This is a genomic window from Sphingobium sp. YBL2, from assembly GCF_000943805.1.
Taxonomy (GTDB): Bacteria; Pseudomonadota; Alphaproteobacteria; order Sphingomonadales; family Sphingomonadaceae; genus Sphingobium; species Sphingobium fuliginis.
In genome coordinates, this window is record NZ_CP010954.1 from 4,594,038 (window position 1) to 4,617,794 (window position 23,757).

Annotated in this window: 20 protein-coding genes; 12 read left to right on the top strand and 8 right to left on the bottom strand. The window is 64.6% G+C overall.

Going from position 1 to position 23,757, the window contains the following annotated elements; all coding sequences use genetic code 11:
* The first annotated feature begins 118 nt into the window (after window positions 1-118).
* The 4 genes from TZ53_RS21280 to TZ53_RS21295 are packed head-to-tail and all read left to right on the top strand — an operon-like array spanning window position 119 to window position 4,281.
* On the top strand, window positions 119-1,507 hold the full coding sequence (locus TZ53_RS21280; protein WP_044662624.1) for a glycosyl transferase family protein: 1,389 nt from the start codon (window positions 119-121) through the stop codon (window positions 1,505-1,507).
* A complete protein-coding gene (locus tag TZ53_RS21285) occupies window positions 1,504-2,559 on the top strand; it encodes a hypothetical protein (protein WP_044662625.1) in 1,056 nt (351 codons plus the stop codon). Before TZ53_RS21280 ends, TZ53_RS21285 begins: the two co-directional genes overlap by 4 nt.
* Before the next feature lie 49 nt (window positions 2,560-2,608).
* A complete protein-coding gene (locus TZ53_RS21290) occupies window positions 2,609-3,523 on the top strand; it encodes a sulfite exporter TauE/SafE family protein (protein ID WP_025550226.1) in 915 nt (304 codons plus the stop codon).
* Window positions 3,520-4,281, top strand: a complete 762-nt coding sequence (locus TZ53_RS21295) for a TIGR02186 family protein (RefSeq protein ID WP_025550228.1) — start codon at window positions 3,520-3,522, stop codon at window positions 4,279-4,281. Before TZ53_RS21290 ends, TZ53_RS21295 begins: the two co-directional genes overlap by 4 nt.
* On the opposite strand, the gene TZ53_RS21300 is transcribed toward TZ53_RS21295, so the two are convergent.
* Window positions 4,278-4,748 (bottom strand): Lrp/AsnC family transcriptional regulator, encoded by a 471-nt coding sequence (locus tag TZ53_RS21300; RefSeq protein WP_025550230.1) that lies wholly within the window; start codon window positions 4,746-4,748, stop codon window positions 4,278-4,280. The genes TZ53_RS21295 and TZ53_RS21300 overlap by 4 nt on opposite strands.
* Window positions 4,749-4,865: 117 nt before the next feature.
* Here TZ53_RS21300 and alr point away from each other — a divergent pair, with 117 nt between their 5' ends.
* The 8 genes from alr (at window position 4,866) to TZ53_RS21340 (ending at window position 13,915) form a co-directional block, all read left to right on the top strand.
* Window positions 4,866-6,008: an alanine racemase gene (alr, locus tag TZ53_RS21305; RefSeq protein WP_044662626.1), complete on the top strand. Its 1,143-nt coding sequence runs from the start codon at window positions 4,866-4,868 to the stop codon at window positions 6,006-6,008.
* Window positions 6,005-7,258 carry a D-amino acid dehydrogenase gene (locus TZ53_RS21310; RefSeq protein WP_044662627.1) on the top strand — a complete coding sequence of 418 codons (1,254 nt, stop codon included), beginning with the start codon at window positions 6,005-6,007 and terminating at the stop codon, window positions 7,256-7,258. The genes alr and TZ53_RS21310 overlap by 4 nt, the downstream gene beginning before the upstream one ends.
* 20 nt (window positions 7,259-7,278) lie before the next feature.
* A complete protein-coding gene (locus TZ53_RS21315; protein WP_025550234.1) occupies window positions 7,279-7,629 on the top strand; it encodes a RidA family protein in 351 nt (116 codons plus the stop codon).
* 170 nt (window positions 7,630-7,799) lie between these two features.
* Complete coding sequence (locus TZ53_RS21320; RefSeq protein WP_044662628.1) at window positions 7,800-9,899, top strand: TonB-dependent siderophore receptor; 2,100 nt, start codon at window positions 7,800-7,802, stop codon at window positions 9,897-9,899.
* 2 nt (window positions 9,900-9,901) lie between these two features.
* Entirely contained in the window at window positions 9,902-10,486 is a 585-nt protein-coding gene (locus TZ53_RS21325; RefSeq protein WP_052628236.1) for a hypothetical protein, read from the top strand.
* Window positions 10,483-11,829: a PepSY-associated TM helix domain-containing protein gene (locus TZ53_RS21330; protein ID WP_044662629.1), complete on the top strand. Its 1,347-nt coding sequence runs from the start codon at window positions 10,483-10,485 to the stop codon at window positions 11,827-11,829. The genes TZ53_RS21325 and TZ53_RS21330 overlap by 4 nt, the downstream gene beginning before the upstream one ends.
* Window positions 11,830-11,969: 140 nt before the next feature.
* Window positions 11,970-12,773, top strand: coding sequence for a shikimate 5-dehydrogenase (locus tag TZ53_RS21335; RefSeq protein WP_044662630.1), 804 nt, complete (start codon window positions 11,970-11,972; stop codon window positions 12,771-12,773).
* 134 nt (window positions 12,774-12,907) lie between these two features.
* Window positions 12,908-13,915 carry a class 1 fructose-bisphosphatase gene (locus TZ53_RS21340; protein WP_044662631.1) on the top strand — a complete coding sequence of 336 codons (1,008 nt, stop codon included), beginning with the start codon at window positions 12,908-12,910 and terminating at the stop codon, window positions 13,913-13,915.
* 235 nt (window positions 13,916-14,150) lie between these two features.
* Here TZ53_RS21340 and TZ53_RS21345 read toward each other — a convergent pair whose 3' ends face one another.
* From TZ53_RS21345 to TZ53_RS21375, 7 genes are all read right to left on the bottom strand, one after another.
* Window positions 14,151-15,191 carry a rod shape-determining protein gene (locus tag TZ53_RS21345; protein ID WP_025551712.1) on the bottom strand — a complete coding sequence of 347 codons (1,041 nt, stop codon included), beginning with the start codon at window positions 15,189-15,191 and terminating at the stop codon, window positions 14,151-14,153.
* A gap of 114 nt (window positions 15,192-15,305) precedes the next feature.
* Entirely contained in the window at window positions 15,306-15,686 is a 381-nt protein-coding gene (locus TZ53_RS21350) for a TadE/TadG family type IV pilus assembly protein (RefSeq protein WP_044662632.1), read from the bottom strand.
* A complete protein-coding gene (locus TZ53_RS21355) occupies window positions 15,683-16,156 on the bottom strand; it encodes a TadE/TadG family type IV pilus assembly protein (protein ID WP_044662633.1) in 474 nt (157 codons plus the stop codon). Before TZ53_RS21355 ends, TZ53_RS21350 begins: the two co-directional genes overlap by 4 nt.
* The gene (locus TZ53_RS21360; protein WP_044662634.1) at window positions 16,153-17,409 is read right to left on the bottom strand and encodes a pilus assembly protein TadG-related protein; all 1,257 of its coding nucleotides are present in this window, start codon (window positions 17,407-17,409) and stop codon (window positions 16,153-16,155) included. Before TZ53_RS21360 ends, TZ53_RS21355 begins: the two co-directional genes overlap by 4 nt.
* A 288-nt stretch (window positions 17,410-17,697) precedes the next feature.
* Entirely contained in the window at window positions 17,698-21,279 is a 3,582-nt protein-coding gene (locus tag TZ53_RS21365; RefSeq protein WP_044662635.1) for an error-prone DNA polymerase, read from the bottom strand.
* On the bottom strand, window positions 21,276-22,865 hold the full coding sequence (locus tag TZ53_RS21370) for a Y-family DNA polymerase (protein ID WP_044662636.1): 1,590 nt from the start codon (window positions 22,863-22,865) through the stop codon (window positions 21,276-21,278). Before TZ53_RS21370 ends, TZ53_RS21365 begins: the two co-directional genes overlap by 4 nt.
* Window positions 22,762-23,607: an ImuA family protein gene (locus TZ53_RS21375; protein WP_044662637.1), complete on the bottom strand. Its 846-nt coding sequence runs from the start codon at window positions 23,605-23,607 to the stop codon at window positions 22,762-22,764. Before TZ53_RS21375 ends, TZ53_RS21370 begins: the two co-directional genes overlap by 104 nt.
* Window positions 23,608-23,757: the final 150 nt, after the last annotated feature.

The following is a 23,757-nucleotide window of genomic DNA, read 5'->3' on the forward strand; positions in this document are numbered from 1 at the left end:
GGAAGGCTATGTATCAATAAAAATTATTACGGTTATGAAATGATTATTTGTTTGAGAATCAAGTCTTTGCTGTCATAGCCGTTCGTCGGGAACAGGGGGAGCTCGATCCGTGGAGGCAATGATCTTCGCTTATCTGGCGGGGGTTCATCATGAAATTCTGCTGTTCGCGGTGGTGGCGCTGGCGATCGGCGGCATGGACGATTTCATCATAGACCTGGTCTTCCTGTGCCGAAGGCTGTGGCGCAAGCTGATTGTCTATTCCCGTCATCGACGAATGACGACCCTCACCCTGCCCGCCTCCCCGCAACCCGGCCGCATCGCCATCTTCATCCCAGCCTGGCAGGAAGCCGATGTGATCGGCCCGATGCTCCGTAACGCGCTCAGCCACTGGAGGGACCAGGACTATCGGATCTTCGTGGGCGCCTATCCCAATGACCGGGCGACATTGGATATTCTCACGCCCTTGGCCGGTCGGGAAACGCGGTTGATCCTGTGCATCAACGAACGAAATGGGCCAACTACGAAAGCCGATTGCCTGAATGTGGTCTGGCGCGCCATGCTGCGGGAGGAAGAGCGCACGGGGGTCCGGTTCAAGGCGATCGCCCTGCACGATGCGGAAGATGTCGTCCATCGCGACGAGATCAGGCTGTTCGACCTGATGACGGATCGGTTCCAGCTCGTTCAGCTCCCGGTCCTGCCCCTGCCCGGCCAGGGCGGCTGGTGGTCGAGGGCCATAGCCAATCATTACTGTGATGAGTTCGCGGAAAGCCATGGAAAGTTCCTGACCGTGCGCGAGGCCATGGGTGCGTCCATGCCCTCGGCCGGGGTGGCCTGCGCATTCGAGCGGCAAATGCTGGAAAGGCTTGTGAATCCGGCCAATGGCGGACCGTTCGATCCGGAATCGCTGACCGAGGATTATGAGGTCGGCCTGCGTATCAGCAATATGGGCGGGCGCGGCGTGTTCGTCCGCATGCGCGACGGTGAGGGCCAGCTTGTCGCGACCAAGGAATATTTCCCGGACAATCTGACGGATGCCGTCAAGCAGAAGGCGCGCTGGACGGTCGGCATCTCGCTTGCCGGATGGGATCGCATGGGCTGGCAGGGCGGCCCCGCCGAATGGTGGATGCGGATGCGGGACCGGGGTGCGGCGCTTTCCGCCTTCGTCCTGTTCACCGCCTATCTGGCGCTGCTGCTCTGGGGCGTGCTGCTTGCCGGGAGCCTGTTCAGCGCCTTTCCCGTGCCCAGACCCACGCCAGTGGTCGAAGCCCTGCTGTGGCTCAACTTCGGCTTCATGAGCTGGCGGATGGCGATGCGCGCGATTTTCTCGGGCATGGCTTATGGCTGGGCCTTCGGGCTGGGGGCGATACCGCGCACGCTGATCGCCAACATCATCGCGATGATGGCTGCCCGTCGCGCCATGTTCCTGTATCTTCAGTCGCTGTTCGGCAAGCCGCTGACCTGGGACAAGACGCATCACCGCTTTCCCGAGCTGGATTTTCCGGGGTGAGCGAAGCCGCCACCGGGCGCCCGCTCCGCTTCTTCGTCCTCGTGATGGCGGGTTGGGTCGCGATCCGTCTGGCAGGCCCAGAGGGTGATCTTCCCCAAATGGCGAGGGGAATTGACGGCGAGAGGCGTTTTCACCCCACCGCCTATTCGAAGAAGAAGGGCTCCGCAGCCGCGACGGGGCATGACGCACCGGCCTGGTTCGGTGAAATGCCGCAAAAGCGCCAGCCTGCCGCCATCCTGGGTCCTATATTCAAGGACTCTCGACGCCTTGGGAGAAGGACAAGCGCGGCCCCCTTCCTATCCGTCGAAGAGAAGGCGGCGCCGGCTGCACAGGACCAGAGTGGCGGTCGCGTCGTTCCATCGAACAATCCTGCGCCAGCCTTACCCCTCGCTTCCACGCCATCCGCAAGCGACGCGCGCTGGCATGGCAGCGCCTGGCTGCTCTGGCGCGACGGAAGCACGACCCGCGCCGATGCCGTGACGGGCGGCAGGCTGGGCGGATCGCAGGCGGGCCTACGCCTCGATTTCGACCTGACCCCGCGCTCATCGAGCCGGGCGGCCGCCTATGCGCGAGCCAGTGCCGCGCTGAACGAACCGGCATCTCCGGAAGGCGCGCTCGGCATTGCATGGCAACCGGCGCGCACCATTCCGGTCAGCTTCGCGGCGGAACGACGGATTGCACTGGGCAAGGGCGGGCGCAACGCCCATGCCGTGCTGGCGGCAGGCGGTTTCGGGCCGGCGCCGGTGGCGCCCTCGCTGGAAGTCGAAGCCTATGCCCAGGGCGGCATTGTCGGCTTCCGCTCTCACGACCTGTTCGTCGATGGCAAGATGTCGCTGCTGTCGCCGCTAGGCCATTCGCCCATGCGGATCGGCGCGAGCCTTTCCGGCGGCGCGCAGCCGCAGGTCGAGCGGCTGGACATCGGGCCGGAACTGCAGGTCCGCCTGCCGCTCAGGCCGGTGAGCGCAAGGCTGAGCATCGAATGGCGGGAACGGATTGCGGGGCGCGCGGCACCGCCGTCCGGCCCGGCCGTTACGCTGGGCGCTGATTTTTAAGCGGGAGCGCCTTTATCTCTCCGCATATTGCGCTTAACCCAGGAAGCGCATGGATCTCTATCTGCCCATCGCCAACCTGTCGGTGAATGCGCTGGTCATCATCGCCCTGGGCGGCGTGGTGGGCCTGCTTTCCGGCATGTTCGGGGTAGGCGGCGGATTTCTGACGACGCCGTTGCTGATCTTCTACGGCATTCCGCCGACCGTCGCGGCCGCTTCGGCGGCGAGCCAGGTGACGGGCGCCAGCGTATCGGGGGTCGTCACCCATATGTCGCGCGGAACGGTCGATTTCCGCATGGGCGGCGTGCTGATCGCCGGCGGCGTGGTGGGCGCCGGCCTCGGCGTGCTGATCTTCCGACTGCTTCAGGCCATCGGCCAGATCGACACGGTGATCGGCATCCTCTACGTGCTGATGTTGGGCGGCATCGGATCGCTGATGGCGAAGGAGTCCATCCAGGCGCTGATCGCGCTCAAGACCGGGAGGAAGATTCAGGCCCGTAAAAGACGGCACCATCCGCTGGTGGCGGCCATGCCGATGCGGTGGCGCTTCTATCGGTCCGGGCTGTATATTTCCCCGCTGGCGCCGCTGCTGCTGGGCATGGCGACGGGCATCCTCACCATGTTGCTGGGGGTGGGCGGCGGCTTCATCCTGGTTCCGGCGATGCTCTACCTGCTGGGCATGACGACCCAGTCCGTCGTCGGCACGTCGCTGTTCCAGATATTGTTCGTCACCATGGCGACGACGATGATGCACGCCATGACGACGCATGCGGTCGACCTGGTGCTCGCCCTGCTGCTGCTGATCGGCAGCGTCACCGGAGCGCAGGTGGGAACGCGCCTTTCGATGACGATCCGGCCGGAATATCTGCGCATCCTGCTTGCCGCGATCGTGCTGCTGGTGGCGGCACGCATGGCGCTGGGGCTGGGCTTTCGGCCCGACGAAATATACACGGTGGAGATCCGGTGAGGCGGCGGGCGCTTCTGGCCCTGCCGCCGGCCCTGCTGCTGCTGACGGCGGCGGACGAACCGATGCTGGTGCCTGACGTGTCCCAGCGCGAGGTGGAAATACAATATAGCTTCACCGGCGCTGACCTGCTGCTGTTCGGCGCCATCGTCTATCCCGATGGGCGTCGGCCCAGCAAGCCGCCGGACATCATGGTCGTGCTGAAGGGTCCGGACCAGTCGATCACGATGCGCGAAAAGCAGAAGGTGGCCGGCATCTGGGTCAATGCCGACAGCGCGCGCTTCCGGTCTGCGCCCAGTTTCTACGCCATCGCATCGTCCCGACCGGTCGACAAGGTGGTCGATGAGCGAACGGCGGCGATCTATGAAATGGGCGTGGACAAGCTCCAGCTCTCCCCTTCCTCGCTCAACGACAGCGCGGAGCTGGACCGGTTCCAGAAGGGGCTGATCGACCTCAGGGAACGGGCCGGGCTCTATGTCGAGCGGCCGGGAACGGTGGAGATCACCGACGGCGTGCTCTACCGGGCGCGGCTGCCGCTTTCGGCGCGTGTGATCGTCGGTGACTATACGGCGGAAACCTTCCTCGTGCAGGATGGCCGCGTGGTGGCCGCCGCCGTGCGCGACATCACCGTCCGCAAGTCGGGCTTCGAACGCTTCATGGCCGTCGCGGCGGAACAATGGCCCTTCGCCTATGGTCTGGTCGCGATGATGCTGGCCGTTGGCATGGGATGGGCAGCAGGCGCAATCGCCAGGCGGGTTTAGCGTCGCGCCGCTTTCCTGGGCCGCAGCGCATCGCGCATGGCGATGCTGCTGTTGATCCGCGTGACGCCCGGCATGCGGGAGAGGATTTCGCTGTGGATCGCTTCATAGGCGGCCACGCTCTCGGTCTCGACGCGCAGCCAGTAATCAACGCCACCGGTCATCAGGAAACATTCGCGGATTTCAGGACATTGCCGCACGGCATGTTCGAAACGGGCGAGATAATCCTCCGTCTGCCGGTCGAGCGTCACCTGCACAAGGACATCGACGGCGCGGCCCTCTTTTTCCATCGGTGCGGTCACGATGGTATAACCGCGGATCACGCCGGCATCCTCCAACATCCGGATGCGCCGGTGACAGGCCGAGGGGGACAGGCCGATCTCCGCCGCAATCTCCGAATTGGGACGCCGCGCATTGAGCCGCAGCAGACGGATGATCGAGCGGTCCACGGCATCCAGCGATTCTGCCATTTTTTCCATTCCTTGCGAAGGATCGTTCAATTATCCCGTCACATTAGACGATCCTGCGATCATTTGGGAGCATTTTCACCGAACGCCGCGTTACCCTCCCTGCAAAAGGGGGCAGATATGCAGTCCATCGATACCGCCGGAGCCGTGCTTCGCATCGACCTTGATGCACTGGTCGAAAACTACCGCACGATTCAGCGGCAGGTCGCCCCCGCCACCGTCGCCGGCGTGGTCAAGGCGGACGGTTACGGCCTGGGCGCGAACCTCGTCGCGCGCAGCTTGATCGGCGCCGGGTGCCGACACTTCTTCGTCGCGCATCTCAGCGAAGCCATGGCGCTCCGACCCATTCTGAGCGATGGAATGGCGCTGTTCATCCTCAACGGCCTGCAACCAGGCGCGGAAGGCGAGTGCGCAGCCATCGGCGCCATTCCGGTCCTGAACTCGCTCGACCAGATTGGGCGCTGGGCCAGGACGGCACGCACGCTGGAGCGGACCCTGCCCGCTGCGTTGCAGGTGGACAGCGGCATGTCCAGGCTCGGTCTTCCGCCCGAGGAGGTCGCCATTCTGCTTGCCCAGCGGGAAAGATTGGAGGGCGTGGACCTTCGCCTGCTGATGAGCCACCTCGCCTGCGCCGACGATCCCGATGCCCCCTCCAACGCGATGCAACGCCGGAAATTCGATGCGTTCAGCATGAATTTCCCCGGCGTGCCGCGCTCGCTGGATAATAGCGGCGGAAGCTTCCTGCCCGCCGATCATTTCGACATCGTCCGCGCCGGGATCGCCCTGTATGGCGGAGCGCCGCAGGGCGAGCGCCGGGAGATGCGGCCGGTGGTCTCGCTGGACGCGCGGATCATCCAGTTGCGGAACATCCCGGCGGGCGCTGCCGTCGGCTATGGCCTCACCCACCGTTGCGAGCGGCCGACGCAGATCGCGACGATCGCCTTGGGCTATGCCGATGGCTGGCCTCGCCACCTGAGCAACGGCGGCTCCGCCTATATCGACGGCCATCGCGCGCCGATAGCGGGACGGGTTTCGATGGACAGCATCACGCTGGACGTGACCGACGTGCCCGATGTGCTCCTCTATCCTGGCGCCCTGGTGGAACTTCTGGGGCCTCATCAGACCGTGGATCAGGTCGCCGCCGACGCCGGCACCATCGCCTATGAAATACTGACACAGCTCGGGCATCGCTATCACCGCTCCGTACGGGGTGGCCGCGATCCGGCACAAGCGGAGCATCACGCCATGAAAGTCGCCATATGAGGGTCGCCATTCTGGGCAGCGGCGTCATCGGCGTCACATCCGCCTGGTATCTGGCACAGGCCGGGCATGAAGTGACGGTGATCGACCGGCAGGACGGGCCGGCGCTGGAAACCAGCTTCGCCAACGCTGGAGAAATCTCGCCCGGCTATGCCTCCCCCTGGGCTGCGCCGGGGATACCGATGAAGGCGCTGCGCTGGCTGTTCATGAAGCACGCCCCGCTGATCCTGCGGCCGCGGATGGACATGGCCATGCTACGCTGGATGGTGGCGATGCTGGGCAATTGCAACGAACGCGCCTATGCCATCAACAAGAGCCGGATGGTGCGCCTGGCCGAATATAGCCGTGACCGGCTGATCGACCTGCGGCGCGAAACCGGCATCGCCTATGACGAGCGGTCGCGAGGCACCTTGCAGCTTTTCCGCGAGCAGAAGCAGCTTGACGGCATCGCGAAGGACATCGCCGTGCTGAAGGCGGACGGAGTGCCTTTCGAAGTGCTGGATGCGGCAGGCTGCATCGCGGCGGAACCGGGGCTGGCAGGCAGCGGCGCGCCTGTGGCCGGGGGCCTGCGGCTTCCCAATGACGAAACCGGCGACTGCTTCAAATTCACCAACGCGCTGGCCGACATGGCGAAGGCGAAGGGCGTGACCTTCCTCAACGGACGGACTATCGGAAGGATCGCCGTCGACAATGGAAAGGTCAGCCATGTCGAAACCGACAGGGGCCATGTCGTGGCCGACGCCTATCTTGTTGCGACGGGCAGCTATTCCCCGCTGCTGCTGGCCCCGCTGGGGATCAGGCTGCCGGTCTATCCGGTGAAGGGCTATTCGATCACCGTTCCGATCGTCGATGAGGCAAGGGCGCCGGTGTCGACCCTGCTCGACGAAAGCTACAAGGTTGCGATCACGCGGCTGGGCGACCGTATTCGTGTGGGCGGCATGGCGGAACTGTCGGGCTATTCCAAAGGGCTGCCCAGGGCGCGGCGTGATACGCTGGAATATTCGGTGGGTTCGCTCTTTCCGGGCGCAGGCGATCTGGGCGGCGCCAGCTTCTGGTCCGGGCTGCGGCCGATGACGCCGGACAGCACGCCGGTCATCGGGGCGACGAAAGTCCCGAACCTCTTCCTCAACACCGGGCATGGCACATTGGGGTGGACCATGGCCTGTGGGTCGGGGCATGTGATCGCGGACATCATCGGCGGGGGCAGGCCCCGGATCGAAACCGCCGATCTTGCGATCAGCCGCTATTCATAACCGAAAAGGAGCCTTTCCGCATGACCATCACCCGCATTGATCGCGGCCCGCGCATGAGCGAGGCCGTCATTCATGGCGACACCATCTATCTGGCGGGGCAGATCGGCGCCCCCGGCGAGAGCGTCACGGCGCAGACCCGGGCCGTGCTGGCCGAGATCGACGCCCTGCTGGAACGCACGGGCAGCAGCAGGAACCATATGCTGAGGGCGCAGATCTGGCTGGCGGACATGAACGACTTTGCCGAGATGAACGCGGTGTGGGATGCGTGGATCGCGGATGCCGAAGCACCCGCCCGCGCCACGGGCGAGGCGAAGCTCGCCAGCCCCGATTACAAGGTCGAGATCATCGTGACCGCCGCCAGGGCGAAGTGAATCGTGCGGGTGGAATGCCGTGCAGCAAGGCACGGCATTCCACCCAAAGCGTCGTCTGAAAAAGAGACGCACGACTTATATTCATATATTTATTGCGATTGACTTGCATTATTATGAGCAATAAGGCCCTTTCTGCCGGTTGCGCCCGGCAAGAAAAAGGGTCCGTCCGCATGTCCATCGCTTTCCGTTCCGTTCTGCTCACCCCTGTCCTTGCCGCTTGCTGGGCGTCGCCCGCCCAGGCCGACGTGCTGGCGGAGGCAGACAATATCGTCGTCACGGGCACGGTCACGGATGAGAACGCATCGGCCACCGGCCTTGCCCTGACGCTGCGCGAAACGCCCCAGTCGATCACCGTCGTCGACCGCGAACGGATCCAGGATTTCGCGCTGACCAATGTGAACGACCTGCTGACCCAGATGGTCGGCATCAATGTGGAGCGGGTGGAGACCGACCGGACCTATTATAATTCGCGGGGGTTCGACATCACCAATTTCCAGGTCGACGGCATCGGCCTGCCCTTGCGCTGGGGCATCCAGTTCGGGGACCTCGACACCATCCTGTTCGAGAATGTCGAGGCGGTTCGCGGCGCCAATGCAATCATGACCGGGGTCGGCAATCCGTCCGCCACGATCAACTATGTCCGCAAGAAGCCGACCAGGGAATTGCAGGCCTCCCTTTCCGCCATGCTGGGAAGCTGGGACAACCGCCGCGTGGAAGCCGATATTTCGGGCCCGTTGAATGAGTCGGGCACGCTGTCGGCACGGCTGATCTTCGCCCATGAAGACAGGGACAGCCACCTCCGCTACAATCATGTCGACCGCAACGTCTATGGCGCGATCCTGGATTGGGAGATCACGCCGCAATTAAGGGCGTCGGCCGGCTATACCCGGCAGGACAATGACGCGGACGGCGTGTTGTGGGGCGCGCTGCCGCTGCTCGACGATAATGGCGATCGGATCGCCTATCCGCATTCGGCCAGCACTTCAGCCGACTGGACCTATTGGAACGTCAGCGACGAAAGCGCATGGGCGGAACTGGCCTATGTTTTCGGCAATGGCTGGAACGCCCGCGGCCGCTTCACCTATAATCATCGCAGTTCGGGGGCGGAACTGCTTTACGCCTATGGCTATCCCGATGCGGCGACGGGCGTCGGCGTGACGGGGATGGCGGGCAAATATCGCTCCCCCTCCGACCAGTATCTGGGCGATTTCTACGCTTCCGGCCCAGTGACGCTGTTCGGGCGCGAGCATCAACTCGCCTTCGGCCTCTCCACCGGCAGGACCGACGGCCGCGAATATGAGCAAAGCGGGCTGGCTGCCGTCGCCTACCCGGCTGTTGCCCAATGGGCGTTCAACCGCACCACGCTGATCGAACCCGACTTCACGCAGGAAAGCCTGGAGGAAGAGGTGACGGACCGGCTGACGCGGGCCTATGGCGCGCTGCACGCCAATCTGGCCGACAGGCTGAAGGCGGTCGTCGGCGCCAGCGCCTTCTGGCTCAAGACCACCGGCGCATCCTACGGCACGGACCAGTATCGCAAGAACAGCGCGGTCAGCCCCTATCTGGGCCTGGTGTTCGACGCCACGTCCAACATCAGCTTCTATGCCAGCTACACCGACATCTTCAATCCGCAGGACAAGGTCGACATCACCAACCGCCGGCTCGATCCTGCCAAGGGCAGCAGCATGGAGGGCGGCATCAAGAGCGAATGGTTCGACAAGCGGCTCTATGCCAGCGCCTCACTCTTCCGCGCGAAGCAGAAGAACCTCGCGGAGCAGGCCGGCGTGTTCGGCGCGGGCGATCCGGGGCAGGTGGGCGACGTCTATTATGCGGGCGTCGACACCACGGCCAAGGGTTTCGAGATTGAGCTGACCGGCCGCGTGACGGACCACTGGTCGGTAAGCGGCGGCTATACGGGCCTCAGGATCGAGGATCAGGCCGGGAACCGCGCCCGCACCTACCTGCCGCGTCAGTCGCTGAAGCTTGCCAGCACCTATCATATTCCCGAGTGGCGCGACCTGAAGCTGGGCGCACAGTTCCGGTGGCAGAGCGACATCAGCACCCTCGACAGCACGGTCGGCCGCGACATCCGGCAGAAGGATTATGCGGTGTTGGACCTGATGGCCAGCATCAAGCCCATCGACAGGCTGACCGCCAGCATCAATGTGCGCAATGTGACCGACAGCAAATATCTGGGCAGCCTGATGTGGGGGCAGGCCTTTTACGCGGCCCCCCGCAGCGTGATGGGCACCTTGCGCTTCGATTATTGAGGATGATGGTGAACCAGCCTTCCCTTCTGCTCTGGACCAGCGCGCTTTTGGCGGCGGCGGCGGTGTGCCTGCTGCGCTTCTCATGGGGCAAGGCGCTACGATCGGCTCCGCTCAACGCTGCTGCCTGGGGGCTGCTCGCCTTTGCCCTGGCGATGGGAATGGCGGGAGCCGGCGCCTGGGGCGTTGCCATGGTGACGCTGGCCGCACTGGCAATGGCCTTCTCCTGCCTGGCCCTTGCCGCCGCGACCGCGCCGCCCGGCAAGACCGGCGCCTCCAACCGCCGCGCCCATATGCTGCCGGAAGGACAGGAGCCGTTGCGCATCGGCGGGCGGATGGTCAGTTTTCTGCTCAGCGTGCCGGGTGCGATGCTGGTGGCGCTGATCCTGGGACTGGCGGCGCGGGGCGCGGCCGGAGCGCTGGGCGCGCATGAGGCGGACGGCAATGTGCTGATGCTGTTCCTGATGCCGCTGCTCTGGGCGGTGCTGGCCATGCTGATCCTGCTCTGGCCGCAACGGCGGCGGCAAGTGGGACTGCTGGCGGCCCCTGCCCTGCTGGGTCTGGCCATGCTGTGGATGGCCCGGCCATGAACCTTGGCCTGTCCAAAACGCTGGTCCAACGGGGCCTGTCCGCCCATGCCGCCATCGGCCTGCTGGCAAGCGCATTGCTCTATATCGTCTGCCTGACCGGCACGGTGACGGTGTTCTACGAGGAATGGCAACGCGCCGAGCGGCCCGATGCTCCGGAAATGCAGCGGATCGCGCCCGATGCGGTGCAACGCGCCGTGGCTTCCGTGCTGGCAAGCGAGAAGGACCGGAAAGCGACCGAGCATCTCTACGTCCATCTGCCGACCGACGCGCTGCCGCGCACGACCGTCACCACCGACCATCAGGCGGTGCATGTCGACGATCAGGGACGGGTCGTCGCGAAGGAGTTGAACGGATGGTCCGAATTCCTGCTGAACCTGCACTATACGCTGAACATTCCCGGCATGGTCGGCCTGACGATCGTAGGCGGGCTGGGGGTGATGACCATCGCCCTGTCATTGACCGGCCTGATCGCCCATCCCCGCATCTTCCGCGATGCCTTCCGCCTGCGGGCGCGGGACCGGGGTGGCCTCGGGTTGGCGGACTGGCATAACAGGCTGGGAGTGTGGACCCTGCCTTTCGCGCTGGCGATCGCTCTGACCGGCGCGATGATCGGCCTGGGATCGATCAACGTCTATGGACTGGCGCAAGGCTTCTACAAGGGCGATATGGAGGCGGCCTATGCGCCGATCTTCGGCGCTGAGGGCAAGCCGAATGCCAAGCCCGCCCCGTTGGCGGACGTGGCCGCCGCGTTGCAGACGATGACCGCCCGCTTTCCGGAGGTGCGTCCGATCTACGTCTTCATGCACGAACCGGGAACCGCGGGGCAGCAGCTACAGGTGCTTGCCCTGCCGCAGCGACGGCTGGTCTATGGCGAAACCTATAATTTCGATCAGGCCGGGCGCTTTCTGGGGACGGTCGGCCTGGCGGACGGCGCGACGGGACAGCAGGTGGCGGCGTCGGCCTATAATCTGCATTTCGGCAATTATGGCGGACTGCCGGTGAAGATCGCCTATCTGCTGCTGGGTGGAGCGCTTTGCGTGGTGATCGCGACGGGCACTTCGATCTGGCTCGGCAAGCGGGAGCGGCGCGGCTACCGGCAACCGCGCTTGCGCAACGGGTGGAACGCGATCGTCTGGGGTTCGGGACTGGCCCTGGCCCTGACGCTGCTGGCACGGCTGTGGATCGGCAATGCGGCGCCGTTCAAGACGATCTTCTGGCTTTCGCTGGCGGTGCTGGTGGTCCTGAGCACCGCCTTGCCGGAGCGGTACCGCGTGCGGCGCGCCCTGCAATGGAGCCTGGGCATCTGCGTCGCGGCGCTGGTGCCGGCGGTGCTGGGAGGATAAGCGCTCCTGCGCCGATCCGGCGGACAAAGGGCATGGATGGTCGCTCTCGTCATTGATCCCATGCCGGTGGCTGTCTAGGCCATGCGCGAGGAGACCATCAGCTTATGAAACCACCCATTGGGCGGGATACCCGCTTGTGCATGTCCCTGTCCGGACGGCCCGGCAATGCGGGATCGCGCCTGCACAACCGGCTCTACGAACTGCTGGGACTGGACTATGTTTACAAGTCTTTCAGCACGACGGACCTGCCCGCGGCCATCGGCGGCATCAGGGCATTGCGCATCCGGGGATGCGCCATCTCCATGCCCTTCAAGGAAGCCGTGATCCCGCTTGTCGACCGGCTGGAGGAATCGGCGCGGATCATCGACAGCGTGAACACCATCGTCAATGACGTGGGCGTCCTCACCGGCTACAATACGGATTTCGTGGCGGTCCGCGACCTTCTGGAGCGGCGGATCGCAAGCCCCCAGCCCTTTCTGCTGCGCGGCAGCGGTGGCATGGCGAAGGCCGTTGCGGCGGCGCTGCGGGACGCGGGCTTCGACAAGGGCACCATCGTCGCCCGCAATGAGGCGGCGGGCCGGGCGCTGGCGGAACAATATGGCTATGCATGGCAGCCGGCCCTGCCCGATACGGGCGCGCCCCTGCTCGTCAATGTGACTCCCCTTGGAATGGAGGGGCCGGATAGCGAGGCGCTGGCCTTTCCGGCCGACTTCATCGCCGCCTGCGACATCGCCTTCGACGTCGTGGCACAGCCGGTGGAGACGCCGTTCGTCCGCGCCGCACGGGCGGCGGGGAAAGCGATCATCTCCGGCGGGGAGGTCATTGTGCTGCAGGCCGTCGAGCAATTCGCGCTCTATACCGGCATCCGGCCGACGCCGGAACAGGTGCGGGATGCCACGCTATTCGCGCATGGGCCAGAGGTCGCGGCCAGTCTCGAAGCGTGAACGGGTCGTCCTTCGTCACAGGGGCGTCACGAATTGGCGCTTTTCCGACGCCTGTATGGCCGCTACGGCATTCCCTGGTTCCATGCATGGCGTGCGTTCGGCGCGCCATATTCTCTTGAGCGAGTAAACCGCCTATGCAGTCCGTCACCCTCACCCGCTTCCTGATCGAGCAGCAGCGCGAGGCCAATGCCATCCCGCCGCAATTGCGCCTGCTGATCGAAACCGTTGCGCGCACCTGCAAGACGATCAGCCACAGCGTGTCCAAGGGTGCGCTGGGCGAAGTGCTGGGCAGCCTGGGTAGCGAGAATGTGCAGGGCGAGGTCCAGAAGAAGCTGGACGTCATCGCCAACGAACTGCTGCTGGACGCCAATGAATGGGGCGGACATCTGGCCGCCATGGCTTCGGAGGAGATGGAAACGATCCATCGCATCCCCAATCGCTACCCCAAGGGCGAATATCTGCTGCTGTTCGATCCGATCGACGGGTCCAGCAATATCGATGTCGACCTGAGCGTGGGCACCATCTTCTCCGTGCTGAAGGCGCCGGAGGAATGTTCGGGCCGTGAGGTGACGGAACAGGATTTCCTTCAGCCGGGCACGCAGCAGGTGGCGGCGGGCTATGCGATCTACGGACCGCAGACGCTGCTGGTGCTGACCATCGGAACCGGCGTCTATGAATTCACGTTGGACCGGGAAATCGGCTCCTGGCGGATGACGGATGGACCGATGCGGATGCCGCAGGGCAATGCCGAATTCGCCATCAACATGGCGCGTCGGCGGCAATGGTCGCCCGGCATCGCACGCTACATAGAGGAACGCATCCAGGGCACCGAAGGGCCGCTGGGCAAGGATTACAACATGCGCTGGACCGCTTCGATGGTGGCGGATGTGCATCGCATCCTGAAACGGGGCGGCATCTTCCTCTATCCCGCCGATCACCGCTACGCCGACAAGGCCCGGCTGCGGCTGATGTATGAGGCGAACCCCATGTCCTTCCTAGTCGAGCAGGCGGGCGGCGCGGCCAGCAACGGCTATCAGCGGATCATGGACGTCAAGGCGACCGGACTGCACCAGCGCGTCGGCGTCGTGCTGGGCGACAAGGCCGAGGTGGAAACCGTGGTCGCCTATGGGCGCGAGGAATAGAATCCCGACGCACAGGCGCGGCCTTGAGGAATGTCCTGTTTTGGCCAATCCAAGACATTCCCCTCCCGTAAACGGGAGGGGTTAGGGGTGGGCGCGAGCGTAGCGAGCTTCTGACTTAGCCGTTGCAAAACAGCGCAGATGCCGCGCCAGCCCACCCCCTAGCCCCCTCCCGCCTGCGGGAGGGGGAATGTCCTGATTCCACCCCATTCCCGCCGTCACTTACGGCAGGCGGATGTCAGGAAACCGTCAGCACACCGTCATAGGCGCGGTCTTCCAGCGCCCGGCCAGCGCCCATGGCCACGCAGATCAGCGGCTTGTCCGCGACCGTGACGGGCAGCCCCGTCGCGTCGGACAACGCTTCGTCCAGACGCCGGAGCAGCGCACCGCCGCCGGTCAGGGTGATCCCTTCCTCGATGATGTCGGCGGACAGTTCCGGCGCGGTCTGTTCCAGCGCGGTCATCACCGCCATCTTGATCTGGCCGACCGGTTCGGACAGGGCATCCGCGATTTCCGCCTCGCTGATCGACATTTCGGCGGGGCGGCCGTTCACCAGATCCCGGCCCTTCACCGTCATCCGGCGGCCTTCGCCATCGGGTGAGGTCGCGGCGCCCAGTTCGCATTTCACACGTTCGGACGTCGCTTCACCGATCATCAGATTATGCGTGCGGCGAATGTGGGAAGCGATGGCATCGTCCAGCCTGTCGCCACCGACCCGTGCCGAGCTGCTATAGGCGATGCCCCGCAGGGACAGGACGGCGACCTCCGTCGTCCCGCCGCCAATGTCGACCACCATCGCCCCGCGCGGCTCGGTGACGGGCAGGTCGGCGCCGATCGCGGCAGCCATGGGTTCCTCGATCAGCTGGACCCGATAGGCCCCCGCGTTGGAGGCGGCGTCGCGCAGAGCGCGGCGTTCAACCATGGTGGAACCTGTCGGTACGCAGATCACCACTTCATGGCGGCGGCCGAAGCGGTTGGCGCCGTTCAGCGCCTTGTCGATGAAATGCTTGATCATCTGCTCGGCCACGTCGATGTCCGCGATCACGCCGTCGCGCAGCGGCCGGATCGCCTGGATGCCGGCCGGCGTCTTGCCCATCATCAGCTTGGCTTCGTTGCCGACCACCTTGACCTTGCGGATGCCGTCGCGCGTCTCGATCGCGATGACGGAGGGTTCGTTGAGGACGATACCCCGGTCGCGCACATAGATGACCGTGTTGACGGTGCCGAGGTCGATGGCCATGTCGCAGGCGGAAGAGGAAAAGAAGCGCGGCAGTTTCATGCGAATGGCGGACAATCTGTGCAGGGGAAGCGGGATGGCATCCCCTGCACAGCCCCCTCTCCAAGCAGAAGCAGGGTGCGACAGCCCGTCCGGTATCCGGGGCCAGTTGAGGCGTTAATAGGCTCGCCGGGTATAGCTGATCGATATGGCCGGGGTCTGGTAAAGGATGAAATTCAATGGCCGGGAATAGGTCATGGTGATTTCCCTGTAGGAAACGCCATATTGCGTGCCCTGCACGACCGTCGGATCGTTGGTGTAGGTCGGGTCGAGGCCGAATTCACGGCTCTTCACCTTGGCGATGATCTCAGCGTCGGTGGGCTTGGGAAAGATGCTGGCATAGCGCGCGCCTTCGTCGACCGCATGTTGCAGGCCGGTGCGCGCGCAGGCGATGATGCCGAGTTGCAGCGCGCCCATCAGCAGCATGATGAAAGGCGGCACGGCGAGGACGAATTCGATCGCCGCGGCGCCGCGCTGGTCGCGTATCAAGCGCGTCATTGCAGGCGCACCGAGGCCGAGCCGGTGAGCGCGATGCCCTGGGACGACCATCTGCTGCCGGGGGCAAGTTTCGCGAACATCGGCGTATAGGTTCCTGAAATGCTGATCGCGACATAGCGCTTCGTCTGCTGGCCGTCGGGGCAAGGAACCTCCGGGCTGGCGGTCTGCACGGTTGCGTCGCAGAGCAGCGTGGGCGTGACGGTGACGTTGCCGGTCGGAACGCCGGCTGCTGCAGCGGCGTCTGCCGCCAGATTATTATAGGCCTTCGAAGTGTCTGTGGTGTCGTTGGTGTAGCCGCCCGCGGCCGCCAGTTGCGCCGTGCGCTCCGCCGCGCGCTGGAGCCCGATCTTCGCCTTGAACGCCATGGCGACATCCCCCGCCATGCAGGTCAGCAGGACCAGGACCGGCATGATGATCGCCAGTTCGACGGTGCTGTTGCCGTATCGGTCGGAGAGAAGCCGCTTCATCATCCCACCAGCTTCACCAGCGTGGCCGTGAATTTATCGACTCCCGTATCTTTGCATTGATTGACGATATTGCTGTTCCCGATGAAAGTGACGCGCTTGCCCACCATCTTCACGCAGTCGGTGGTCATGCCCGATGTGCCGCTGAAGGACAGCGCCTGGCCCGGAAAATAGAAAGCGCCTTGCAGGACGGAACTCGCATTGCCGTTGATCGTGTTGGTTCCCGAATCCAGCGCGCGCCGGTCCTGATAGAAGAGGACGCCATGATAAGGGTCACTGAGGTCCGTCGGCGCCTTCAGGTTGAGCGTCGCACCGCCATTGATATTGACGTTGGCGATGGAACTGGGGTTATTGGCTGCGTTACTGCTGGTCAGGATGATGGTGACGCCGGTGCCGTTGACCACTGCCTGCGACCCGATGTCGAAGGTCGTGCTGTCGATAAAATATACACCTGGCGCCATGTTGAGCGTGCCCTTGACGTTGAAATTTTTATAGCAGCCTGGCGAGATGGATTTGCTGTTATTGGGTTGAACATTGGCGTTGCCCCCACAGCCCGACAAATCCGACGCAGTGGGCGTTGGCAGCGATGCATAGGGGTCTAGCACCGGGATGCTGTAGGGCAGCAGCGTGGTCGGCGAGACATAGTTGGAACTGGACGTCAGCCCGCCCACCGCCGCCACCGGCGTCGCCGTCACCGTGCTGCTGCCGCCTGCATAGACGGCGTTGGATGCCCGCGAATTGGTGGCGATGCCGCAGCCCAGATTGACCGTGGCATTGCCCTGGAGCGTGATGCCGACCGCACTCGTCTTTTCAAGCGCAACGACGCAATAGTCGCCGCTGCCCACCACGGCTGCGGTCGCTTCGCCATAGATGACCGGCGCTTTCACTCCCAATATCTTCGAAAAGGGCAACTCCGCCGAGGTTTGCAGCACCACGCGCACCGCCTTGCTGTTGCCGGCATAGGAACCTGTCGTCGGCGCATTTTCGATCGTCGGGGTTTGCGTCAGGTTGACCAATGACATGCGGTTGATGTCCGATGTCGCGCTGTCCGACGCGCTGAAACCCTGCGCGACCGCATAGGCTCCAGCCAGCGCGGCGCTGTCCGCCTGGCGCTGGATCTGTCGTTTCCAGAGGGTCCATTGCACCGTGTCTGTCGCCAGGCCCGCCGCGCCGACCAGTACTGGCATGGAGGCTGCGGCCATCATCAGGACATTGCCCGTCCTGTCCCGCAGCAACCGCCCCACCGCTCTGCCGAACATTCCCATTCCCTTCCTGCGTGGAGCATCGCTCCAGATCACAGTCGGGGTTTTAAATATTATGGGTTAATGAAATATGATTTTCTAACATAAATTAGTTATATTGAATAGTATATAACTTTAGTTATATCAATATTGAGATAAATTAATTGATTTATTTTCGCATCTATATTCTAAATAATACCCGATAAATATATTATAATATGAAATATTTCTACATATTTTTGAAAATAACTGAGATTTTCTTGCCTGCCTCCTCTCTGGGACGACAAGCTCAACCACCCTTCAGTCTCAATGAAAATCCCGCGATTGCGGCAATATCCGCACATTGCGCGGATGTCCTGAAGCGTGCCTCTGGCGCGTGCGGGAAGACTCCTGCACATCCGTTTGCGAAAGCCGTGACAATTCCGCGGTCCTGTCATGCACGCGGGAAGCCATCAGGTGGACGACGCCTTCCTTGCTGCGCTGCACTTCCCCTTCGACCAGCATCAGCCGCGACGCCATGACCGGACGCCGCTGCATTTCGAACAATCGCGCCCATAGAAGAATATTGGTGATTCCCGTCTCATCCTCGATAGTGATGAAGACCGCATTGCCCTTGCCCGGCCGTTGCCGCACCAGCACCACGCCGGCCGTCTTCACCAGGGCTCCGTTCTTCGCCGCCGAAATCTGGTTGCAGCTCAGCACGCCCTCCGCCGCGAAGACCGGGCGCAGGAATTGCATCGGATGCCCTTTGAGCGACAGGCGCGTCACCAGATAATCGGCCTCGACATGCTCGGACAAAGCCATGGCAGGCAGCATCGCATCAGGCTCCTCCCCCAGTTCCTGGGCCTTGGCGGCGGCGAACAGCGGCAATTCATCCGAAGGCGTCCGTCGCGCTTCCCACAGGGCAGCCCGCCGGTCCTTCCCCAGCGAGCGGCAGGCATCGGCGTCCGCCAGCAACCGCAAGGCCCGCGCCGGCAATCCCGCCCGCCGCGCCAGATCCTCCATGGTGGAAAACAGCCCTTCCTTTCGCGCCGCGACCAGTTGCTTCGCCCAATCCTCGCGAAAACCATCCACCTGCCGCAGTCCAAGGCGCAGCGCCAGGGCCCGCCCCGCCCCCTCGCCCCGACCGTCATCCCGCGACCGCAGCAGCGGTTCGAGCGCATTGTCCCACCCGCTCATATTCACATCGACATCATGCACGGTGACGCCATGCTCCCGCGCATCGCGCACGATCTGGGCCGGGGCGTAGAAACCCATGGGCTGCGAATTGAGGAGCGCGCAGGCGAACACCGCCGGCTGATGGCATTTGATCCAGGCCGACACATAGACCAGCCGCGCGAAGGACAGGGCATGGCTTTCGGGAAAACCGTAGCTGCCGAAACCCTCGATCTGCTTGAAGCAGCGTTCGGCAAACTCCGCCTCATAGCCGCGCTTCACCATGCCCCTGATCATCTTCTCGCGAAAATGATGGATCGTGCCGACATTGCGGAAGGTCGCCATGGCGCGGCGCAGGGCATCCGCTTCCGTCGGCTTGAAGTCCGCCGCCGTGATCGCAAGCTTCATCGCCTGTTCCTGGAACAGCGGCACGCCATAAGTCTCGCCCAGCAATTTCTCCAGTTCATCGGCTGGTCCATGATGGGGGGACGGCCGGGGATATTCGACCTTCTCATCCCCGCATCGCCGCCGCAGATAGGGATGGACCATATTGCCCTCGATCGGCCCGGGACGAACGATCGCCACCTGCACGGTCAGGTCATAGATGGAGCGTGGCTTCAGACGGGGCAGCATGTTGATCTGCGCCCGGCTTTCCACCTGGAAAACGCCGATGCTGTCACCCTTGCACAGCATGTCGTAAACGGTTTCGTCCGCCGCCTCCATATCGACCGTCAGCTGGTGATCGCCCAGCCCCTGTTCCCGCATCAGGTCGAACGCCCGGCGGATGCAGCTCAGCATCCCCAGCGCCAGCACGTCGACCTTCATCAGGCCGAGCGCGTCGATGTCATCCTTGTCCCATTCGATGAAGCTGCGATCCTCCATCGCCGCATGATGCAGCGGCACCGTCTCGTCCAGCCGGTTCTGCGTCAGCACAAAGCCCCCCACATGCTGCGAAAGATGGCGCGGAAAGGGCTCTGACAGCAACTGGTCGACAATCGCCTTCAACTGCGCGATCTGCGGATTGTCGAGCGCGAAGCCCGCCTCCACGATCCGCGCATCGTTCATGTCGCTCGAATAACTGCCCCACACCGTGCTGGAGAGGCGGGCCGACACATCCTCGCTAAGGCCCAGCGCCTTCGCCACTTCCCGCACGGCGCTGCGCGAACGGTAATGGATGACGGTCGCGGCGATCCCGGCGCGATGACGGCCATAGCGTTCGTAGATATATTGCATCACCTCCTCGCGCCGCTCATGTTCGAAATCGACGTCGATGTCGGGCGGTTCGTTGCGATCTTCGGATACGAAGCGGGAAAAGAGCAGGTCGTGCTTGAGCGGATCGATGGATGTCACGCCCAACAGGAAGCAGACCATGCTGTTCGCCGCCGATCCGCGTCCCTGGCAAAGGATGCCCTTGGTCCGGGCAAAGGCGACGATGTCATGCACGGTCAGGAAATAATAGGCATAGTTGCGCTTGGCGATCAGTTCGAATTCTTTTTCCAGTGTCTCGCGGGCCTTCAGGGGAAGACGCGCGCCATAGCGGGCATGGGCGGCGGACCAGGTCAGTTCCTCCAGCCATTGCTGCGCCGTCCATCCTTCCGGCACCGGTTCATGGGGATATTCATAGGCAAGCTGGTCGAGCGTGAAATGCACCCGGCTCAGCAAATGTCCGCTTTCCGCCACTGCCTCCGGGCAATCGCGGAACAAATGGGCGATTTCGGCAGGGTCATGGATATGCCTTTCCGCATTCGCCTCCAGCAGGCGCCCTGCCCTGGCGATGCCGGTGCCTTCGCGAATGCAGCTCAGCACATCCTGCAGGGGACGCTGCGCCGGACTGGCGTAGAGCGCGTCCATGGTCGCCAGCAAAGGCACGCCCGCCGCCACGGACAAGGCCTTGAACTGCGCCAGCCGCCGCGCATCCCGCCCATCCCGCCCCAATGCCGCCGCCAGCCAGACCCGGCGCGGCGCAAGACGCGACAAGCGCGCCAGCAATCCCTTCAGATCGGACGGAGCCGGCGGCGGCACAAGACTGAGATGGCCCTGCCTGATCGCTTCCTTCGGGGGCCGGTCGTCATAATCATAGTCCACCGGCTTGCGATGCGCGGTCTGTTGGGTGGCGGTGGAGCCAGGCATCACGATCAGCAGCAGATCGTCCAGATAGGCGGTCAGATCCTCATAGCGCAGGATACAGTCGCCCTTCACCGAACGGAGATTGCCGACGGTCAGCAATTTGGTGAGTTCGCCCCAACCCCGCCGCGTCGCGGGATAGGCGACGATGTCCGGCGTTCCATCCACGAAGACCAGCCTTGCGCCGACGACCAGCCGCAGGTCGGTCCGGCAGGCGCGCTCCTCCTCTTCGCTGAGTTCCAGCGGCTGCCCCGCTTCCTTGCGCGCCTCCAGCAAAGCGGCGCGCATCCGTTCGGGCCAGCGCTTGCGCGCGACATGGGCGCGGACCACCCCGGCGACGCTATTGCGGTCGGCTATGCCCAGCCCCACAAGCCCCAGGGCGATGGCGCGCGTCACCATGTCCTGCGGATGGGATGCGCCGCGCAGGAAGGAGAAATTGGTCGCCGCCACCAACTCGGCAAAGGGAGGCGCCTCTGCCGGCCCGATCGGCGGAGATTCGCCGTGCGACCCGCGCCGCCCCTTTTCCCGCGCAGCCTCCAGCGCATTCAGTTCACGCCGGTCGATGGATTTGGGCCTGGACGGGTCTGGACCCTTGGCGTGGCGCTTCATGCGAACAGGCCATGGATGTACCAGCCGGGATGTTCCGCTTCGGCGCCGTAAAGCCCGTTGCGGAATATCCAGTAGCGCCGCCCGCGCGCATCCTCGACCCGGTAATAGTCGCGGGTCAGCCCCACGCTCTCGCCCTCCAGCGCGCCGTCCCTGGCCGTCCACCATTCGGGCGCGATGCGTTCGGGGCCTTCATAGCGCGTCACTTCATGCAATGCCTTGCGCCAGCGGAAGCGATGGGGCGGACCATCGGGCACCTCGGCCACCACGTCGATCGGCTGCGGCGGATCGAACAGATGCAGCGGGCGCATGGGCGGCTCCCCCTCCTGCCCCTCTTGCGGCCAGTTCATGGGGGCGCGGCTTTCCACGGCGGGCAGGGCAAGCTGGGCCTGTTCGGGGATATGGCTGTCCTTCGGGTGAAGCCGCTGGATGCGAGCCCGGCCTGCCCGGATCGACAGCCGGTCGACCAGAGCCGCGACGCTTTCCTCGCGACGCGCCTCTCCCCCTTCCAGCGCCAGTTGCGTCGGCGCCATCGGCTCCGCCTGCGGCACGGTGAGGCGCAGCATGTCGAAGCCGAAACCGGGATCGAGCGGATCGGACAGCGCATCGATCCGTTCCTGCACCAGCCGCATGATAGCGGGCGCGTCCCGCACCGGCAGGCTGGTTTCCACCCGCAAGGGAAAGGCAAGGCCGTCGCTGCGGAAGAACAGCGCCTCGAACCGTCGACCGCCTTGCCCGCGTTCGCTGAGCCGCTCCCCCACCTCGGCCGCCATCTCCTCCAGCGTCCGGAGGGCAAAGGCGGTGCTGCCCATCGGCTCGGCAAAACGCCGCTCGATCCGGATCGCGGGACGCGACCGCCGGGGTGCAAGAGGCCGCCTCCCCAATCCCAGCAAAGCGTGCAGCGCGTCCACCGCCGCCTCACCGAAGCGCGACGCCAGGACCGCCGCCGGCCGCGCCGCCAGATCGCCCACGGTCCGCAGTCCCGAGCGGCGCAACGCCACCGCGCTTTCATCCTCCAGCCGCAACGCCTCGACCGGCAGGCGGCGCAGCGCCGCATCCTCGTCCGCCGCCGCGCCCACCGGAAAACGGCACAGCGCATGCGCACCCTCCGCCGTTCCGGCAAGGGCATGGCGCACCCGCATGCCATGACGCTCCAGCCGTTCGGCCGCCTCGCGCGCCAGCATCTCCTCCCCGCCCCAGAGATGCGCGCAGCCGGTAATGTCGAGCATCAGACCGAAGGGTGAATCCAGCGCCGCAACCGGCGTGTAGCGGGAACAACCGTCGCAGAGCCGCTCCAGCCAGTCCTGATCGCCATGGGGATCGGCATCGAACACGCGCAGGTCCGGTTCCCGCGCACGCGCATCGGCCAGCGTCATGCCCGGCGTCAGGCCCAGCGCGAGAGCGTCGGCGTCGAGCGTGGCCAGCCGCATCGCGCCGCGCACCTGTTCGACGACGGCTGCGGGACCTTCGCCCTGCGCCCAGAGATCAGGCCGCGCGATCCGAAGCCGGTCGATCGGCAGGAACGGAAACCACAGCGCCAGATAGCGGCGCTTGCCCATCGCGTCCTCCGCCCTCCCGTCCGCTGCCATCCTGTCCAAGGCCATGGCGTTCATCGCGCCCACCTCCACTTCCTTCAAACATGCCCCGGCCATTGTCCCAGACCAGCCGCCAGCCGAGCCCGTCCCGTCCCGCCCGCCGTCGCAACAGGCCAAGGTCGAAGGCGCTTCTGCCCGGCCCGTTTCCCGGCAAGGGCAGAGAGGGCGCCGCCGCAACGCGCCAGCGCGTGTCCGCCGCGCTAGGCACCGGATCGCCGCCCACCCGCAACAGGAAAGCCGTGACGCCGGACGACTCCGCCGCCAGCGCCAGCCGCCGGCTGGCTGTCAGGTCGAGCAAGGGCGCCGGCCCGCGCAATTCCACCACAAGTGCGCCCAAAGCGGGGCATCGCAGCGCGTCGACCGCCGCTCGCAGCAGCATGGCGTCATCGGCCATCGCGCCGATCAGCAACCGGGCGGGATCGATGCCCAATGCGGCCAGTCCGGGGCCATAGGGCATGCCCCCCGCCCGGCCCGCCGCCATCGTGCGCAGCCAGAGCAGGGGCGCCTCCCCCGCCGCCAGCCGCGCGAGGATCAGGGCCAGCCCAGCCCCCGCCCCCCCTTCCTCTGTCGCGGCGAAGAATTCATGCACCCGACCCCGCGCCAGACCGCCGTCCAGCGCCAGGTCGAGCGGCGCATAGCCGGTTTCCACCCGCGCATGGGGCTGGGAGGCTGGAACGCCCTCCAGCGATGCGATATGCCGCCTGAGGGCGGCGAGGGTCTTCACCGACTCAGCCATATATTCGTTCCCTGTTTGTTCTTTTCGCCGCAATGACAGGCGCTGTCAATCGACCGTGAAGGCCCGAGCCGGAAAAGGCGCTGGCGACGCTCGCACCCCACAATTTCCCAAACGCTTCCCCCGTCAGCGCTTTTTCTGTAAGTTGTCGCG